The 16,520-nt window shown below is 64.5% G+C and carries 17 protein-coding genes and 1 pseudogene; 11 read left to right on the top strand and 7 right to left on the bottom strand.

Annotated elements, in window-relative coordinates; genetic code table 11:
- The first annotated feature begins 36 nt into the window (after positions 1-36).
- The 6 genes from OOT43_RS20430 to OOT43_RS02640 all read left to right on the top strand — a co-directional run bounded on the left by OOT43_RS20430 (position 37) and on the right by OOT43_RS02640 (position 6,168).
- Complete coding sequence (locus OOT43_RS20430) at positions 37-384, top strand: hypothetical protein (protein ID WP_317134042.1); 348 nt, start codon at positions 37-39, stop codon at positions 382-384.
- Between the two features lie 55 nt (positions 385-439).
- Complete coding sequence (locus tag OOT43_RS02660; RefSeq protein WP_266023135.1) at positions 440-1,369, top strand: family 2A encapsulin nanocompartment shell protein; 930 nt, start codon at positions 440-442, stop codon at positions 1,367-1,369.
- Entirely contained in the window at positions 1,353-3,569 is a 2,217-nt protein-coding gene (locus tag OOT43_RS20425; protein ID WP_317134041.1) for an aminotransferase class V-fold PLP-dependent enzyme, read from the top strand. The genes OOT43_RS02660 and OOT43_RS20425 overlap by 17 nt, the downstream gene beginning before the upstream one ends.
- 166 nt (positions 3,570-3,735) lie before the next feature.
- Complete coding sequence (locus tag OOT43_RS02650; protein ID WP_266023134.1) at positions 3,736-4,101, top strand: rhodanese-like domain-containing protein; 366 nt, start codon at positions 3,736-3,738, stop codon at positions 4,099-4,101.
- Positions 4,102-4,168: 67 nt separating this feature from the next.
- Positions 4,169-5,494 carry an SLC5/6 family protein gene (locus tag OOT43_RS02645; protein WP_266023132.1) on the top strand — a complete coding sequence of 442 codons (1,326 nt, stop codon included), beginning with the start codon at positions 4,169-4,171 and terminating at the stop codon, positions 5,492-5,494.
- 14 nt (positions 5,495-5,508) lie between these two features.
- Complete coding sequence (locus tag OOT43_RS02640) at positions 5,509-6,168, top strand: trimeric intracellular cation channel family protein (protein ID WP_266023131.1); 660 nt, start codon at positions 5,509-5,511, stop codon at positions 6,166-6,168.
- A 15-nt stretch (positions 6,169-6,183) separates the two neighbouring features.
- On the opposite strand, the gene OOT43_RS02635 is transcribed toward OOT43_RS02640, so the two are convergent.
- The 4 genes from OOT43_RS02635 to OOT43_RS02620 form a co-directional block, all read right to left on the bottom strand.
- Positions 6,184-6,654: an HAD family hydrolase gene (locus OOT43_RS02635; RefSeq protein WP_266023130.1), complete on the bottom strand. Its 471-nt coding sequence runs from the start codon at positions 6,652-6,654 to the stop codon at positions 6,184-6,186.
- Positions 6,655-6,715: 61 nt separating this feature from the next.
- Entirely contained in the window at positions 6,716-7,378 is a 663-nt protein-coding gene (locus tag OOT43_RS02630; RefSeq protein WP_266023129.1) for an O-methyltransferase, read from the bottom strand.
- Between the two features lie 27 nt (positions 7,379-7,405).
- Complete coding sequence (locus tag OOT43_RS02625; RefSeq protein WP_266023128.1) at positions 7,406-8,659, bottom strand: bifunctional 3,4-dihydroxy-2-butanone-4-phosphate synthase/GTP cyclohydrolase II; 1,254 nt, start codon at positions 8,657-8,659, stop codon at positions 7,406-7,408.
- A 30-nt stretch (positions 8,660-8,689) separates the two neighbouring features.
- A complete protein-coding gene (locus OOT43_RS02620) occupies positions 8,690-9,505 on the bottom strand; it encodes an alpha/beta fold hydrolase (RefSeq protein ID WP_266023127.1) in 816 nt (271 codons plus the stop codon).
- Between the two features lie 206 nt (positions 9,506-9,711).
- On the opposite strand from OOT43_RS02620, the gene OOT43_RS02615 reads away from it, so the two are divergent.
- Genes OOT43_RS02615 through OOT43_RS02600 form a run of 4 tightly spaced genes read left to right on the top strand, consistent with a single transcriptional unit; the run spans position 9,712 to position 14,222 of the window.
- Positions 9,712-10,593: a peptidylprolyl isomerase gene (locus tag OOT43_RS02615; protein WP_266023126.1), complete on the top strand. Its 882-nt coding sequence runs from the start codon at positions 9,712-9,714 to the stop codon at positions 10,591-10,593.
- Positions 10,590-11,582 carry a HupE/UreJ family protein gene (locus OOT43_RS02610; RefSeq protein ID WP_266023124.1) on the top strand — a complete coding sequence of 331 codons (993 nt, stop codon included), beginning with the start codon at positions 10,590-10,592 and terminating at the stop codon, positions 11,580-11,582. Before OOT43_RS02615 ends, OOT43_RS02610 begins: the two co-directional genes overlap by 4 nt.
- 16 nt (positions 11,583-11,598) lie before the next feature.
- On the top strand, positions 11,599-13,407 hold the full coding sequence (locus OOT43_RS02605; protein WP_266023123.1) for a DUF3604 domain-containing protein: 1,809 nt from the start codon (positions 11,599-11,601) through the stop codon (positions 13,405-13,407).
- Between the two features lie 14 nt (positions 13,408-13,421).
- On the top strand, positions 13,422-14,222 hold the full coding sequence (locus tag OOT43_RS02600) for a sulfite exporter TauE/SafE family protein (protein WP_266023122.1): 801 nt from the start codon (positions 13,422-13,424) through the stop codon (positions 14,220-14,222).
- A gap of 23 nt (positions 14,223-14,245) precedes the next feature.
- On the opposite strand, the gene OOT43_RS02595 is transcribed toward OOT43_RS02600, so the two are convergent.
- Together OOT43_RS02595 and OOT43_RS02590 are read right to left on the bottom strand one after the other, a co-directional pair.
- On the bottom strand, positions 14,246-14,722 hold the full coding sequence (locus OOT43_RS02595; protein WP_266023121.1) for an RES family NAD+ phosphorylase: 477 nt from the start codon (positions 14,720-14,722) through the stop codon (positions 14,246-14,248).
- On the bottom strand, positions 14,719-15,159 hold the full coding sequence (locus OOT43_RS02590) for an antitoxin Xre-like helix-turn-helix domain-containing protein (protein WP_266023120.1): 441 nt from the start codon (positions 15,157-15,159) through the stop codon (positions 14,719-14,721). Before OOT43_RS02590 ends, OOT43_RS02595 begins: the two co-directional genes overlap by 4 nt.
- Before the next feature lie 204 nt (positions 15,160-15,363).
- Here OOT43_RS02590 and OOT43_RS02585 point away from each other — a divergent pair, with 204 nt between their 5' ends.
- Positions 15,364-15,762 (top strand): VOC family protein, encoded by a 399-nt coding sequence (locus tag OOT43_RS02585; protein WP_266023118.1) that lies wholly within the window; start codon positions 15,364-15,366, stop codon positions 15,760-15,762.
- 146 nt (positions 15,763-15,908) lie between these two features.
- Here OOT43_RS02585 and OOT43_RS02580 read toward each other — a convergent pair.
- Positions 15,909-16,391 (bottom strand): annotated as a pseudogene (locus tag OOT43_RS02580) (VOC family protein).
- Between the last annotated feature and the right edge of the window lie 129 nt (positions 16,392-16,520).

Genomic DNA, 16,520 nt, shown 5'->3' with positions numbered 1-16,520 from the left:
GGCCTTCGGGCGCGAAGCGACGCGCCGCGCCGCGGCGTGCCGCCGGCCACCGTCAACTTGTTCGGATCGTCTTTTATCACCTGGCGCGGCATCCCGCTGGTGCCGAGCAACAAGCTCAAGATCGAAAACGGCAAGACCCAAATCCTGTTGCTGCGTACCGGCGAGAGCCGCCAAGGCGTGGTCGGCCTGTACCAGCCCGGCCTGCCCGGCGAGCAGGGTCTCGGCCTGTCGGTGAAGTTCACCGGCATCAGCCGCAAAGCCATCGCCTCCTATCTGGTCTCGCTGTACAGCTCCCTGGCGGTGCTGACCGAAGATGCGGTTGCGGTGCTGGAAAACGTCGAGGTCGGCAAGTACCACGACTACAAGGACACCTACAGTAAGTAGTCGCGGCCCGCAAAGTCCGCGATTCTCTAACGACTCATCATTCAGGAAGAAGATCATGGCTGAACTCGACTCGAAGCAGTTGGCCTTGGGCGATCTGGCGGCCCGCCAGCTTGCCGATGCCACCAAGACCGTTCCGCAACTGCCCCCCATCACGCCGCGCTGGCTGGTCCATCTGCTGCCCTGGGTGGGCGTGGAAGCGGGCATCTACCGCGTGAACCGGGTGATCGACTCGACCCGCGTGGAAACGGCCATCGCCATTTCCCAGCGCGGAGACGAAAGCGATTTGCCGCAGACCTTCGTCGATTACCAGGATAATCCGCGCGAATATTTTCTCAGCGCCGTGACGACCCTGGTCGACATCCATACGCGGGTCTCCGATCTGTACAGCAGCCCCCACAACCAGATCCAGCAGCAGCTGCGGCTGGCGATCGAGACCATCAAGGAGCGGCAGGAAGAAGAGCTGCTCCACAACAAGGAATACGGCCTGCTCAACAACATCGTGCCGGAGCAGCGCATTTCCACCTTGACCGGTGCGCCGACGCCGGACGATCTGGACGAGCTGATCACCAAGGTGTGGAAGGAGCCGGCCTTCTTCCTGGCGCACCCTCAAGCGATCGCGGCATTCGGCCGGGAAGCGACCCGCCGCGGCGTGCCGCCGGCCACCGTGACCCTGTTCGGCTCCTCGTTCATCACCTGGCGCGGCATTCCGCTGATTCCGACCAGCAAGCTCAGGGTCACGGACGGCAAGACCCAAATCCTGCTGCTGCGCACCGGCGAGAACCGCCAAGGCGTCGTGGGCCTGTATCAGCCGGGCTTGCCCGGCGAGCAAGGCCTCGGCCTGTCGGTGAAGTTCACCGGCATCAGCCGCAAGGCCATCGCCTCCTACCTGGTCTCTTTGTACTGCTCGATCGCCGTGTTGACGGAAGATGCGATCGCCGTGCTCGAGAACGTCGAAGTGGGGAAATATCATGACTACCAGCCTTAGCAGCGTGGGCGATCCGGGTTCGGCCTTCGACGTCGGGTCTACGGTCCTGCCCGGCTTCGACCCGGCGCAGGTCCCGACGCCCGGCGTGTCCAGCCTGTCTTCAGGCTTCCCCAGCGAGGATGTGTCGAGGACCTTGCCGGCGGGATTGGCGGGGACGACGGGCCAGAGTCCGCAGGCCTTGATCGATCCCGGTCAGGCGGGCGGTGCCGAGCCGTTGCTGTATTTTCTCCAGAGCGCCCAGCCCGGCACGCCTGGAACGCTGCCGGCGTTGCGGCTGGATCGACCGGGCCTGGACCCGGCGACGGGAGTGACCGTGCCTTCCGCGCTGCTGCCCGCCGATCCGCGTTCGCTGCCGGGACGCACCGCGGCGCCCGGCCAGCATCTGGGCTCGACCGCTCCGGCGACGCCAGGCATCGAGCTGGGTGCGCAGCCGTTTGCCGGGGCCATTTCGCCGGCCTCGGCCTTCGGCCCGCCGATCGAAGACCATATCCGCGATTTGACGGCGGTGGTCGCCGGGGGCATCGGGATCGCGCCCAGCGCCGGTCATCTGCCTACGGATGCCGGTCCTTACTTCCTGGCGTCGGAGTATCCGTCTGCGTCTCGGGGGGCCTCCCTGGTGGATCTGCGGCCGCGCGACGCCGATCTGGAGCCTATTCCGGATCTGGGGCTGGTCGTGGGGGCGTGGCTGAGCATCCCGCCGTCGATACCCGGCGCCTCGGCGGCGTCCGCGCCGCTGCGGGGGCAGGAACCGTTCGGCACGGTGCCGGACGTCGGCGCCCAGCCGCCGGCGGCTGGGGCTTCCCCATATTTCCTGGGGGAAACCTGGCAGGGCGGGCTGCCGCGGGTCGAAGCCGCGGAGCCTAAGCCGGTCGCGGGCGAATCCTCGGCGCATCCGGGATTCGACGTCTACGCCATCCGGCGGGACTTTCCCATCCTGCAGGAGAAGGTCCACGGACGGCCCTTGATCTGGCTGGACAACGGCGCGACCACGCAGAAGCCGCAGGCGGTGATCGACCGGCTGGTGCATTTCTACCGGCACGAGAACTCCAACATCCACCGGGCCGCGCACGAGCTGGCGGCACGCGCCACCGATGCCTACGAGGGCGCGCGCGACACCGTCGCCCGCTTCCTGCACGCCTCGACCAAGGACGAGATCGTGTTCGTCCGCGGCACCACGGAAGGCATCAATCTGATCGCCAAGTCCTGGGGCCGGCGCAACATCGGCAAGGACGACGAGATCGTCATCACCTGGCTGGAGCACCACGCCAACATCGTGCCCTGGCAGCAACTGGCGGCCGAGACCGGCGCCAAGCTGCGGGTGGCGCCGGTGGACGACCGCGGCCAGGTGATCCTGGAGGAGTACGAGAAGCTGTTCAATTCCAGGACCAAGCTGGCGTCCTTCACCCAGGTCTCCAATGCCTTGGGCACGATCACGCCGGCCAAGACGATGATCGAGATCGCCCATCGCCACGGCGCACGGGTGCTGCTGGACGGCGCCCAAGGCATCGCCCACGCGGCGGTGGACGTGCAGGCGCTGGACGTCGACTGGTACGTGTTCTCCGCCCACAAGATCTTCGGTCCCACCGGCATCGGCGCGGTCTACGGCAAGCTCGACCTGCTCAACACCACCCCGCCTTGGCAGGGCGGCGGCAACATGATCCAGGACGTGACCCACGAACGCACGATCTACCATACCGCCCCGCATCGCTTCGAGGCCGGCGGCGGCAACATGATCCAGGACGTGACCCACGAACGCACGATCTACCATACCGCCCCGCATCGCTTCGAGGCCGGCACCGGCAACATCGCCGATGCCGTAGGCATGGGCGCGGCGCTGGAATACGTGGAGCGGCTCGGCATCGAAAACATCGCCCGAGCCGAACACGAGCTGCTCGGATACGCCACCGCCGGGTTGCTGAACGTGCCGGGTCTGCGCTTGATCGGTACGGCGGCGGAAAAAGCCGGGGTGCTGTCGTTCGTGTTGCCGGGGCTCCGTTCCGAGGACATCGGCAAGGCGCTGAACCAGGAAGGCATCGCGGTGCGCGCCGGCCATCACTGCGCGCAGCCGATCCTGCGGCGGTTCGGGTTGGAGACCACGGTGCGGCCCTCGCTGGCCTTGTACAACACCCGCGAGGATGTCGATGCCCTGGTCGATGCGGTACGCCGCATCCAGAGCGGGGGTAGCATCCTCAAGCGTTGACCCCTGCGCCGCAGGGATCGCGGCGCGATTCTTCCGGTCGCGGATATGACCGGAGCAGCCGGGGCGGCGGAGCCCGGTTTTCCGGCTGCAGGATGCCGGCGCTTCGGGAAGACGGCGCCGGTTCCGCTTAATCATTCGACTAGACAACTAGCAAGAGGTGAAAGCCATGCCATACGTACAAGACATTCTGAAGCGCGCCGACGAAGCCCGGACCCGCATCAAGGAAATCTCGCCGGAGGACGCCCGCGCTTGGATCGAACTGGGCGCGGCGATCGTCGACGTCCGCGAGGAAAAGGAGTTTGCGGCCGGAAAGATTCCGGGGGCGATACTCGTCAGCTTAGGGCCGCTGGAAACCGCCATCGAGGCCGCCGTGCCGGGTAAATCCACACCGGTTCTGGTCTATTGCGCCATAGGCCACCGCTCGGCCATCGGCGCCGACGTGCTGCAGCAACTGGGCTATACCAGCGTCGCCTCGCTCGGCGGCGGTCTGAAAGCCTATCTGGAAAGTTCGGAAGCAAGAAAAATCGCCTGAAATCCACTCGGCGCCTACACGGCGTCCGGCGGCCGCTTTCGGGTGATTCACGGGAGAGGACGAGACGATGGAAACGGTCACTGAAGAAGCAGTATTTCCCGGCGCGGTTCCGGAGCCGGTCTATCGGGCGGGCTTGAGCCGGGAGGCCTGGAAGGAGGCGACCCGGTTCGACGGCGCCGACTTCGGCTGGGTCATCATGAGCATCGGCATGGCCATCGGCGCCGGCATCGTGTTTCTGCCGGTGCAGGTGGGCTTGAAGGGCTTGTGGGTGTTCCTGCTCTCCGCCGTCGTCGGCTATCCGGCCATGTACCTGTTCCAGCGGTTGTTCATCAACACCCTGGCGGAATCGCCCGAATGCAAGGACTACCCCTGCGTCATCGCCGGCTATCTCGGCAAGCGCTGGGGCGTCCTGCTCGGCGTGCTTTACGTCGTCATGCTGATCATCTGGATGTTCGTTTACTCCGCGGCGATCACCAACGACAGCGCGTCTTATCTTTACACCTTCGGCGTCACCGACACCTTATTGTCGAAGAACCCCTTCTACGGTTTGGGGCTGATCGGCTTCCTCGTGGCCATCGCCTCGCGGGGAGAACAGCTGCTGTTCAAGATTTCCAGCTTCATGGTGTTGACCAAGCTGAGCGTGGTCGCCGCGCTCGGCTTCTCGATGATCGGCATGTGGAAGCTCTACAATGTAGGCGCCCTGCCGCCGGGAGGGCAGCTGGTCAAGGACGCCGTCATCACGCTGCCGTTCACGCTGACTTCGATTTTGTTCATCCAGACCCTGAGCCCGATGGTGATTTCGTTCCGGGCCAGGGAAAAGTCCCCGGAAGTGGCGCGCTACAAGGCCCTGCGCGCCATGAACATCGCCTTTCTGGTGCTGTTCACCGCCGTGTTCTTCTACGCCGTATCGTTCACCCTGGCGATGGGGCACGAGGAGGCGGTCAAGGCCTACGAACAGAACATCTCGGCGCTGGCCATCGCCGCCCAGTTCTTTCCCGGCACCTGGGCTACCGTCGTCGGCGTCATCCTCAACATCTTCGCCGTGGTGACGGCGTTCTTCGGGGTCTATCTCGGTTTCCGCGAGGCCTGCCAGGGCCTGGTGACGAACCTGTTCCAGCGCTTTCTGCCCCAAGGCGGCATCGACGAAACCTGGCTGCATGGAGGCATCGCCCTGGCCGCCATCCTGCTGGCCTGGGGCGCCATCGTGCTGAACGCCCCGGTGCTGAGCTTCACCTCCATCTGCAGCCCCATCTTCGGCCTGGTTGGCTGTCTGATCCCGGCCTATCTGGTCTACCGGGTGCCGGCGCTGCACAAGTACAAGGGGTTCGGGCTCCAGGTCATCGTCTTGACCGGCTTCTTGCTGGTGGTCTCGCCGTTCCTGGCGTTTTCCTAAAGGCGAGTCCGGATTTGGAGCTCAGCGTCAGCGCTCTGGCCGCGCGGCCCTTGTTCGAAACCGCCGGCGTGATGTTCTTCGCCGCCAGCGGCGTGCTGAGCGCCGGCCGCAAGGGCATGGACCTGGTCGGCGTGGCGGTCATAGCCCTGGCAACGGCCCTGGGCGGCGGCACCCTGCGGGATCTGCTGCTACAGCGTCATCCGATGTTCTGGATCGGCGATACCGGCTATCTATGGGAGTGCTTCATCGCTACCGGCTTGACGCTGCTGTACGTGCGCCACCGCCACCCTCCGCCCCGCGCCATGCTGATCGCCGACGGACTGGGGTTGGCCTTGTTCACCATCGGCGGCGCCCAGATCGCGGAACGGACCGGAGCGGGCGGCACGATCGTGGCGCTGATGGGGGTGATTACCGGCGTAGCAGGCGGCGTCGTGCGGGACGTACTCAGCGCCGAGGTGCCCTTGATCTTCCGGGCCGGCCGCTTGTACGCCAGCGCCGCGCTGGTCGGCGCCGTACTCTACCTCGCCCTGCAGAACCTGGGCGTCGTCCGGGACGCCGCGGCCCTGGCCGGCATGGGATTGATCGCGCTGCTCCGGTTCGGCGCCATCGTCCATGACTGGCGCGTACCGATACCCCGCGTCCGCACCGGGCCGGACGATCCGGCGCCGACTTGAGCGGGAGTCAGGCGGTCACGAACGTAGCGTAGCGACCAAACGCTTGGGGTTTTGGAGCAGTTCGAGGGCTTCAAGAATGCCGGGAGACACGATGTCTGCACTTGCCAGTGTTTCGGCAGATGCGCCTTCCCTTTGGATGAGGGCGATGCCTAGAACGGCGGCGCCGAGCATTTTTCGGTCGTTTCGGCCGTTGCCTATCGCGACCACGGAATCTACCCCCAACTGCGAGATAAATTCGAGTTTGGTCTCGGCTTGGGCTTCGACAGGAGCGATGGTCAGCTTGACCGGCAGCCCAGCGAGTTGGACTGCAGCCAATCCAAAGGTATCGGCAGTGATGACGTGGATTCGAATGTTCGATGAAAGTGCGCTGACGGCTTCCTGCACACCGGGAATCAGTTTTCCGTCTATTGCCAGGGTGCCGTTGTAGTCGGACACCAAGTGAGCCAAATGGAGCTTTCGAAAACCTGGAATGTCGATTTCTATCATGTCGGCTTCAGCCTGCTTTAGACGTCTAACGGTGTGATCGCGGTGCTTCGTTTTGCCCAATTTACGAATGCTTTAAGGCTAGGGTCAGCCCGTCGGCAACAGATAGTAGACTGATGTCGACCCGCGGATCGGTGTGGAGTTTCTCGTTCAGCGCCCGGATCGCCGCCGTGCCGGGGTCCTGAATCTCCGGATCGGCGACCTGTCCGCCGCGGAAGATGTTGTCGATGAGCAGCAGGCCGCCGGGCCGCAGCAGTTCGAGCGTTTTTTCGTAATAGCCGTCGTAATTCTCCTTGTCGGCGTCGATGAAGGCCAGGTCGTAGCTGCCGGCGCGGCCTTCGCCGATGAGCCGTTCCAGCGTGTCCAAGGCAGGGCCCAGGCGCAATTCGACCCTGTCGGTGACGCCCGCTTTTTCCCAATAGCGTTTCGCGACCGCGGTCCAGGGTTCGCTGATGTCCAGGGCCGTCAAGCGGCCCTCGGGCGGGAGGGCGAGGGCCAGCGTGGTGGAGCTGTAGCCGGTGAATACGCCGACTTCGAGTATCCTGCGGGCACCGGTCAGTCTGACCAGCAGCGCCATGAACTGGCCCTGCTCGGGGGCGATCTGCATCAGCGCATTGGGGTAGGTGCCGGTTTCATCGCGCAGTTGCCTCAGGACCTCCGGTTCCCGCAGGGATACGGCGAGGAGGTAGTCGTAGAGCGTGTCGCTCAGGGCGAGATTTTTCGACATGGCGTTCTCGGGAGGGTTGGGCAGGGATTATCCCCCGACCGACGGATGAATCCACTCGTCGCCGGCCCCGGCCAGGGCGTCGAGGTTGAGGAGATGGCCGAGCTTCTGCGACTTGGTGCGCAGATAAACGAGGTTCTCCGGGTGCGGCGCCGGCTCCAGCGGCACCCGCTCGACGATCTTCAGGCGGTAGCCGGCCAGCTCGGTGAACTTCGCCGGGTTGTTGCTCATCAGCCGCAGGGTGGTCACGCCCAGGTCGGTGAGAATCTGCGCCCCCACGTCGTAGCTGCGGGCGTCCACCGGCAGGCCTAAGTCCAGATTGGCCTCCACCGTGTCCCGGCCGCGGTCCTGCAGCTGGTAGGCCTTCAGCTTGTGGGCCAACCCGATGCCCCGGCCCTCATGGCCGCGCAGATACACCAGGACCCCGTTGCCCGCCTGCTCGATCGCCTCCAGCGCCATCTTCAGCTGGTTGCCGCAGTCGCAGCGCAACGAACCCAGGATGTCCCCGGTCAGGCATTCCGAATGCACCCGCACCAGCACGTTCTCCCGCCCGTACACCCAGCCCTTGACCAGGGCCAGGTGTTCGGAGCCGTCCACCACCGAGCGGTAGACGTGGGCGGTGAAGGTTCCGTACGGCGTCGGCAATCTCGCCTCCGCCACGTGCTCCACCAGCCGCTCGGTGCGGCGCCGGTAAGCGATCAGATCGGCGATGCGGATCACCGGCAGCCAGTGGCGGCGGGCGAAGGCCACCAGCTCCGGCCCCCGCACCATGCGGCCGTCGTCGTTCACGATCTCGCACAAGGCCCCCGCCGGCGCCAGCCCCGCCAAGCGGGCCAGGTCCACCGCCGCCTCGGTATGGCCCGGCCGCTCCAGCACCCCGTTCGGTTTCGCCTTGAGCGGGAACACATGGCCCGGCCGGGCGAACGCCGCCGGTCCCGCCTCGGGATCGGCCAGGGCCCGGATGGTCGCGCTGCGGTCGGCGGCCGAGATCCCGGTGCTGGTGCCCTGGGCCAGGTCCACCGACACCGTGAAAGCCGTGCGGAACGGATCGGAGTTGTTCCCCACCATCGGCGGCAGCTGCAGGGCCTCCACCCGCTCCGGCGCCAGCCCCACGCAGACCAGGCCGCTGGTATGGCGGACCAGGAAGGCCATGCGCTCGGGCGTCATCTTCTCCGCCGCCAGGATCAGATCGCCCTCGTTCTCGCGCGAGGCATCGTCCGCCACCACCACGAAACCGCCGTTGCGGATCGCGGTCAGGGCCGTTTCTATCGTGTCGTAGGTCATCTCTTCACCTAGGGATCGCCGCGGATTCGGTCATGTTTCTCGAAGACAGCAATCACTATGCCGCGGCCTCGGCGACGGAACATCGTCTTCAGATCGGAGTGCTGTCCAGGAAGCAGCAAGCGCTGGGGGATGGCTGCCTCGCAGCGAACAGTCGATGATCTTCGCCAGCCTGCCATCGTCACGAAGCTGTCGGATCAACTCGTGCCCGCCGCTATGGAATGGATGCAACTTGACGGTGGGCAGTCCCCGCAGGCGTTCGGCGTGGATCCGGTCCGCGGTGTGATCGGTGGCGTAATAGACGTTGATGTCGCATTGGCTATGTACCCGCTTGCGCAGCAGGCGCACGAGATCGAGATAGCGGGCGCCACGGACGCAGCGCAGTCGGCAGGCGTAGCGGTAGAAGCGGTCATCACGATGGGCGCGGACATTGCGGCGGTCCATGAAGGTCTGAGGCACGAAGGCATGGACGGCGTCGGCCTCCAGCAGCAGCCCCATGATGATGGCCGCATAGCCGCCCATCGAATTGCCGACGACGACGATCCGCTCGGCGCCCAGGACGATCACCGTTTCGCGCAGAAACGCCGCGATGCCGTCGATATCGTCCGCGATTCCGGGCAAACCCCTTTGATACCAGGTCTGGCGGATGTCCCGGACGAAGATGCGGGTCACGGGCAGCTTGCGGGTCAGATTGAAAAACTCGAAGGGCGGAAATCCAATCGCGCCGATGAGACCGCCGAATGCGATCAGCACGGTGCGGTTGCCGGGCCGGTGATGAACGGCGACGGATGCCGTCGGATCGTTGAGTGTCGTTTCGAAATCGGAGTCGGAAATCCCGTTCGGATACATGGTGCAGTTCGCCTCGCCTGATGTTTTTCGCTTTGCCAGCAGAAATCGGGCCCGAGGCCGCCTGCTGGTTTCCGGTCAGGGTTGGGGCAGTCGATGTTGTGGCAGCACCATTCTGCGGGAGCGGTTAGGCCGAATGGCGCCGGTTCCGGCGTTGGCTTGGAAATTGACTGGGATTTCGGTTCGTAAGTATCAGAACCCTCGTATCCATGCCGAATAAAACCTTGGTGAAGGCGCCCGCGCTTGGGCGTCTGCTGAACGAACCCTTGCTGCAGTTCTTTTTCCTGGGCGCGGCCCTGTTCGCCGTGGCCCATGCGGTGGAACGGCATCGGGCGAATGCCGCACGCGAAATCGTGATCGACCCGCCTCTGATCGAGCGTCTCTCCAGGCTCTACGAGCTGCAGACCGGATCGCTCCCGTCCCAAGCCCGCATGGACAAGCTGGTTGACGAATACGTGAGGGAGGAGGTGCTGTTCCGCGAAGCGGTCCGGATGGGCTTGGATCGGGACGACGAAATCGTGCGGCGGCGGCTGACCCAGAAGCTGGATTTCCTCCAGCGCGACCTCCAGGCCATCGCCGATCCTACGGACAGCGGTCTGCGGCAGTTCTACGCCGAACATCCCGAGCGCTTCCGGGTTCCCGCCACGGTCAGCTTCAGCCATGTCTATTTCAGTCCCGACCGGGATGGCGCCGAGGGCGCCCGCAAGCGGGCGGAGCAGGCGCTCGCAAGCCTGAAGACCGCTGGCACCGAGCGGGCGCCCGAAGCGGGCGACCGGTTTCCGCTGCAGTACGATTTTTCCGGTCTGAGTCCGGACGAAGCCGCCCAGAGCTTCGGCCGCACGCCCATTCTCGATGCTCTGTTTTCGGCGCCTCCAGGCCAATGGACGGGGCCGGTCGAATCCGGCTACGGGCTCCATCTGGTGTACGTCAGCGCCCGCAAGGAGCCTTCCGTGCCGCCCTTCGACGCCATCCGGGATAAGGTAAGGGAAGCGTATCTGGACGCCGCCCGCCGCGAGGGCAACGAAAGGCGTTTCGAGGAAATGAAGCGCGGCTACGCGGTGAGTTACGCCGGTCTGGAGCCGACCGAATGAGTGCGGCCAAGCTTTTTCTGCTGTTTTCGATGGCTTGGGTTTCGCTGCCGGCGGCGGCGCACGAAGTCAGGCCGGCCTACCTGGAAATCAGCGAAAGCCGTTCCGGCCAGGTGCATGTGCTGTGGAAGCAGCCGACCGCGGGCCGCTTGTCCCTGCCGCTCAGCCCCCATCTGTCTTCGGGCTGGCTGGACGCGCCGCCGGCTTCGGCGACCTTCACCGAATCCTATATGCTCCGCCGCTGGGAGCATTCGGTCCCGCCGGGCGGACTGAACGGCCAGACCGTCGCCATCGATGGACTGGACCGGACCATCACAGACGTCCTGCTGCGCGTCAACTTCGCCGATGGCAGTTCGCTGAGCCAGGTGCTGAGGCCCGGACAGGCGAGGTTCACCATCGAGCAGGCCGGCAAGTCATCGCTGCCGGTGGGGGACTACTTCCGGCTCGGCGTCACCCACATCTGGCTGGGCATCGACCATCTGCTCTATGTGTTCGGGCTGATCCTGCTGGTGGACGGCCTGCGCAACCTGCTGAAGACCATCACCGCGTTCACTCTGGCCCACAGCATCACTCTGGCTTCGGCGGCGCTGGGCTACGTCGAGGTGTCGCCCCGGCCGATCGAGGCGGTGATCGCGCTGAGCATCGTCTATGTCGCTGTGGAACTGGTGCATTTGTACCGGGGGAGGCCGGGCTTCGCCCGCCGCTATCCCTGGGTTGTGGCCTTCGCTTTCGGCCTGCTGCACGGCTTCGGCTTCGCCGGAGCCCTGGCTGAAGTGGGGCTGCCCGAGGATGCGATTCCGGCGGCGCTGCTGCTGTTCAACTTAGGCATCGAAGCGGGGCAGGTGGCGTTCGTGCTTGCGGTGCTGCTCGTCATCAAGGGACTGAGGCTGTTGCTGCCGCGCGCGGCCGGCTGGGTACCCCGGCTCGCGCCCCACGCCATCGGCTCCCTGGCCGCGTTCTGGTGCCTGGAGCGCCTGGAATTCCTTTTTTAGCCCACGAGGTTCGTTCATGAAACCCTACAACTTATCGACCCTGGCCCTGGCCTGGGCTGTGGCCGCTCCGGCCCTGGCCGCCGAGGCGCTGCCGCCGCCCAATCCGTTGAGGAACGCCTATTTCGGCGATCTGCACTTGCATACTTCGCTGTCCTTCGATGCGGCGGCGATGAAGACCAACACCCTGCCGGAGGATTCCTACCGCTTCGCCCAGGGCGAGGCCGTGGAATACCTGGGGCAGAAGGTCCAGCGGCGCAGCCCCCTGGATTTCCTGGCCGTGACAGATCATTCCGAATATCTAGGGATAGTCCGGTCCCTGCTGGACCCGAAAGGTCCCTATGCCGGAACCGAATGGCACAAGCTGCTGACCGACCCGGACCCGCAGGTGGCCTGGGGCGCGGTGCACAAGCTGGCGCTGACCATCGCCAACGGCCAGCCGATCGCCGAGTTTCTGCAGGAGGACAAGATCCGCAGCAACTGGCAGATCGAAATCGACGCCGCCGAGAAGTATTACCAGCCGGGCAGGTTCACCACCTTCATCGCCTACGAATGGACTTCTTTCCCGGATTTCCAGAATCTGCACCGCAACGTGATCTACCGCAGCGGCAAGGTCCCGGCCAAGCCATTCTCTTCGATCGACTCGCAACGACCGGAGGAACTGTGGACCTTCCTCGACAACGGCCGCAAGAACGGCATCGAGGCGCTGGACATCCCCCATAACGCCAACGCCAGCAACGGCCTGATGCTGGCCGACCAGGATTCCGACGGCAAGCCAATCTCGAAGGAATACGCCGAACAGCGGATGCGCAACGAGCCGGTGTTTGAGGTCGACCAGGCCAAGGGCCAAAGCGAAACCCACCCGGTGCTCTCGCCCAACGACGAATTCGCCAATTTCGAGCTGTGGGAGCTGCTGCTGGCGACCGACATCAAGGGCAAGGTGGACGGCAGCTACATCCGCCAGGGCTACGGCAAGGGCCAGGAGATCGCCGCCCGCACCGGGGTCAACCCGTTCAAGTACGGCCTGGTCGGCGCCAGCGATTTCCATTCCGGCATCACCTCGACCGAGGAGAACAACTTTCCCGGCGCGCACGGCCTGATGGACAGCAACCCGAAGATCGTGCTCACCGCCCAGGATTCGCTGGCGGGCTCGGCGCCGGTCATCCTCGGCGCGGCCGGCCTGACCGGTGTCTGGGCCGAGCAGAACACCCGCGAGGCGATCTTCGATGCGATCAAGCGCAAGGAGGTGTTCGCGACCTCCGGCAACCGGATCAAAGTCCGCCTGTTCGGCGGCTGGGACTACTCAAAAGGTCTGACCGCCCGGCCCGACTGGGTCAAGGACGCCTATGCCGGCGGCGCGCCGATGGGCGCCGACCTGCCGGCCCGTCCCGGCGGCGCCAAGGCCCCGCGCTTCATTGTCGACGCGGTGAAGGACCCGGACGCCGGCAATCTCGACCGGGTGCAGATCGTCAAGGTCTGGACCAAGGACGGCAAGAGCCAGGAGAAGGTGTTCGACGTGATCTGGAGCGGCGGCGGGCGGAAGATCGACCCGAAGACCGGCAGGCTGGAGCCCATCGCCAGCACCGTGGACCTCAAGACCGCCACTTATACCAACACCGTAGGTGCGGTCGAACTGGCCACGGTCTGGGAAGACCCGGAGTTCGATCCCGCCGCGGCCGCGACCTACTACGCCCGGGTGCTGGAAATCCCCACGCCACGTTGGTCCACGATCTGGGCGGTGAAATACCAGTTGCCGCTGTCCGAACGGGTCAGCCCGACCATTCAGGAGCGGGCCTGGACCTCGCCGGTGTTCTACAAACCGATCTGACGGAGACGACTCGCATGGACCTGACACACATTTCTCCGCTCGACGCGCCGCTGTACGTCCTCGCCGGCATGGTGGTCGGCTTCCTCGTCGGCCTGACCGGCATCGGCGGCGGCTCGCTGATGACGCCGCTCCTCGTGTTCGCCTTCGGTTTCGACCCGCGGCTCGCCATCGGCACCGACCTGTTGTTCGCCGCGATCACCAAGACCGGGGGCGTACTGATCCACCACGGCAACCACCGTTCGGTGGAATGGCGGATCGTCGGCTGGATGGCGGCCGGCAGCATCCCGGCCACCCTGGCGGTGCTATACCTCCTGGAGCATATCAGCATAAACGCCGCGGTCATCAAGACCGTGTTGGGCGTCGCTTCGCTGGCGACCGGCCTGGCGATGATCTACTACGACCGCCTGGCCCGCAAAGCTGCCGCGTCGCCGGTCGCCATCGGCCCGCGGTTCGGCGCCTGGACCCTGCCCGTCACCGTCGCCACCGGGCTCCTGATCGGCGTCCTGGTGACGCTGTCCTCGGTGGGCGCGGGGGCGCTGGGCACGATCGCCCTGCTGTTCCTGTACCCCAAGCTGCCGGCGGTCCGCATCGTCGGCACCGATCTGGCCCACGCTATCCCTCTCACCGCCATCGCCGGCCTCGGCTATCTGCACATGGGCAGCGTCAGTTTTCCGCTGCTGGGTTTCCTGCTGGTCGGCTCGCTGCCCGGCATCTACGTCGGCAGCCACGTCAGCGCGAGGATTTCGGAAGGCGTGTTGAGGCCGATCCTGGCGACGCTGCTGATGGGGATCGGGGTGAAGTTCGTCTGGGCTTGAGGCGGTGTTTCCGGACGCGGCTTTCAGAACAACCGGGAATCCCACCACACAGGCTGGGCAAGGTCCGCCGTGATTCTGGAAAACTCCGGATGGTCCGGATTGATCAGGACATTCCGCTCGAGCCGCGCCACCACGCTGGGAACGAACAGCAGCAAGGAGCGGTTTTCGAGCTGCCACTTTTCGCCGAACTCGCGCGAGGCCGCGCAGGTGGCCTCATCCCAGCGGGGAAGATGGGCGGGGGTCACGAATTCGTAGGAAACGCCGTTGGCAAGGGTGATTTCGATGAAATGCTGGTTGGGCGGCAAGCAGCCGCTGCCGTGTACCAGCTTTTCCAGCATCGCGGTGGAGTAATGCTCGCTGGTGTAGATCATGGGACTGGCGGCGGTATTCCAGCGCCCCGGAAACAGCTTCGACCCGGTAGCATCGAAGAGGGGATACGTCCCGTCCGGATCGCCGATCCGGTAGCACTTCAGCACGCGATCCAGCACCTGCGGCTTCAAGCGGCCGTTCCGTACTTCAACTGCCCTAAGATGCCATTCACCAGTTCCGCCCCCAACTCGCTGGCAAGCACCACGTCGATTGGCAGGCGGCCTTCCAACAGGGGATGGGCGCGGAAGAAGAAGGCGCGTGCATCGGCCTCACTGCCCCAGACTTCCTGGGCGAAACTCCACACGCGGGCCAGGCGGACTAAGCGGTCGCCTTCGCCGGTCTGCAACTTCTCTTTGCCCGGTTTGCGGCGGCGGGCCAGCGTCGCCCGCGGGACGATCCGGTATTTGAAGTTGGCGTCCTGCGGAGAAACCCGCAGGGAAACGCGTTCGAGGGCCGAAAGTGGCAATCCGTCCTCGATGAGATGGATCAGTTGGATCGGCGACATGCTCCGGCTTGCGCTCTCCGAAAAGCCGAGCAGACTCGCTACTTCATGGACTGTGGCTGCCATAGAATCGAATCCTCGATTGACCATGTGAGACGTAATGAAGATTCATATGATACATGAGTCCGGACTCAAGCACCGTCCATAATGAAGATTGGAAGATCTGCGAGCCTTGCACCCCGCCAAACGGTGTGCCAGAGTTCAAAAGCTTACGTTACACAAACAATCGCTTAGCCACCCTAATTCGACAGATCACTCGGGAACGACATCATGACCGACAAATGTCAGCAACACGGTGCGTTCAGCTGGTGCGAACTGCTTACCTCCGACGCCGAAGCCGCGAAGCGGTTTTACGGTGTTCTGTTTGGATGGGAGATGGAAGAAGTCAATCCCGCTGGCATGCCTTATACCATGCTCAAAGCAGTCGGAAATCCCGTCGGCGGCATCATGACGATACCGGCCCAAGCGGAAGGCATGGCCCCGCAATGGGGCACCTATGTCACCGTGGAGGACGTGGATGCCACCGCGAAAAAAGCCGAAGAACTCGGTGCGCAAATCTGCGTGCCGCCGACCGATATCCCCTCCGTCGGCCGGTTCTGCGTGTTTCGAGACCCCCAAGGTGCAAGCATCGCCGCCATCACCTACAACTTCGCCAGCACCTGCGGTTAGCCCGTGGAGCGTGCGCTAAACCTGTGGTGCGCAGGCAGTAAACGTTAAGCAAGAAAAGCCATCCGCCGCCTCGGCAGGATTCGCTGCGCGCTTTGGCGAGCGCCGGGGTCCGAACGACAGTGATGTACTATTGCCCACTCCCCGCTTCAACCACGTCGCGCCGCTTCGATCGCCGCGATGTCGATCTTTCTCATCTGCATCATGGCATCGAACGCCCGCTTGACAGCGGCGCGGTCGGGGTCGGCTATCGCTTCTGTCAGAGCCCGTGGGGTAATCTGCCAGGAGCGACCCCATTTGTCTTTGCACCAGCCGCACACACTCTCTTCGCCACCGTTGCCCACGATCGCGTCTCAGTAACGATCGGTCTCTGCCTGGTCAGAGGTTGCGACCTGGAAGGAGAATGCTTCGCTGTGCTTAAAGATGGGGCCGCCATTGAGTCCGAGACAGGGAATTCCCACGACGGTGAACTCGACCGTCAAAACATCCCCTTGCTTCCCGGATGGGAAGTCGCCCGGTGCGCGAAGTACCGCACCAACGGATGAGTCGGGAAAGGTCTGCGCGTAAAAGCGCGCCGCCTCTTCGGCACCGCCGTCATACCAAAGGCAAATCGTGTTTTTGGGTTGTTTCATCATATTATTTCTCCAGGTCTGTGGGGTCAGGTCTTGCTTGAGCGGGTCATCCGATGAGGCTCGGGAAAATAACGCTAGACTCGACCCCGTTCTCACAGCCGGCGGATCGTCTCGTCGAGAGGCTGAACC

It is taken from the genome of Methylococcus mesophilus (genome assembly GCF_026247885.1).
GTDB lineage: Bacteria > Pseudomonadota > Gammaproteobacteria > Methylococcales > Methylococcaceae > Methylococcus > Methylococcus mesophilus.
Note: the sequence above shows the minus strand (reverse complement) of the source record. Positions and strands in the feature narration are given on the sequence as shown.

Coding starts and splice junctions, on each gene's coding strand:
- OOT43_RS02660 (WP_266023135.1), top strand. CDS start 440: ATGGCTGAACTCGACTCGAAGCAGTTGGCCTTGGGCGATCTGGCGGCC.
- OOT43_RS20425 (WP_317134041.1), top strand. CDS start 1,353: ATGACTACCAGCCTTAGCAGCGTGGGCGATCCGGGTTCGGCCTTCGAC.
- OOT43_RS02650 (WP_266023134.1), top strand. CDS start 3,736: ATGCCATACGTACAAGACATTCTGAAGCGCGCCGACGAAGCCCGGACC.
- OOT43_RS02645 (WP_266023132.1), top strand. CDS start 4,169: ATGGAAACGGTCACTGAAGAAGCAGTATTTCCCGGCGCGGTTCCGGAG.
- OOT43_RS02635 (WP_266023130.1), bottom strand. CDS start 6,654: ATGATAGAAATCGACATTCCAGGTTTTCGAAAGCTCCATTTGGCTCAC.
- OOT43_RS02630 (WP_266023129.1), bottom strand. CDS start 7,378: ATGTCGAAAAATCTCGCCCTGAGCGACACGCTCTACGACTACCTCCTC.
- OOT43_RS02625 (WP_266023128.1), bottom strand. CDS start 8,659: ATGACCTACGACACGATAGAAACGGCCCTGACCGCGATCCGCAACGGC.
- OOT43_RS02620 (WP_266023127.1), bottom strand. CDS start 9,505: ATGTATCCGAACGGGATTTCCGACTCCGATTTCGAAACGACACTCAAC.
- OOT43_RS02615 (WP_266023126.1), top strand. CDS start 9,712: ATGCCGAATAAAACCTTGGTGAAGGCGCCCGCGCTTGGGCGTCTGCTG.
- OOT43_RS02610 (WP_266023124.1), top strand. CDS start 10,590: ATGAGTGCGGCCAAGCTTTTTCTGCTGTTTTCGATGGCTTGGGTTTCG.
- OOT43_RS02605 (WP_266023123.1), top strand. CDS start 11,599: ATGAAACCCTACAACTTATCGACCCTGGCCCTGGCCTGGGCTGTGGCC.
- OOT43_RS02600 (WP_266023122.1), top strand. CDS start 13,422: ATGGACCTGACACACATTTCTCCGCTCGACGCGCCGCTGTACGTCCTC.
- OOT43_RS02590 (WP_266023120.1), bottom strand. CDS start 15,159: ATGGCAGCCACAGTCCATGAAGTAGCGAGTCTGCTCGGCTTTTCGGAG.
- OOT43_RS02585 (WP_266023118.1), top strand. CDS start 15,364: ATGACCGACAAATGTCAGCAACACGGTGCGTTCAGCTGGTGCGAACTG.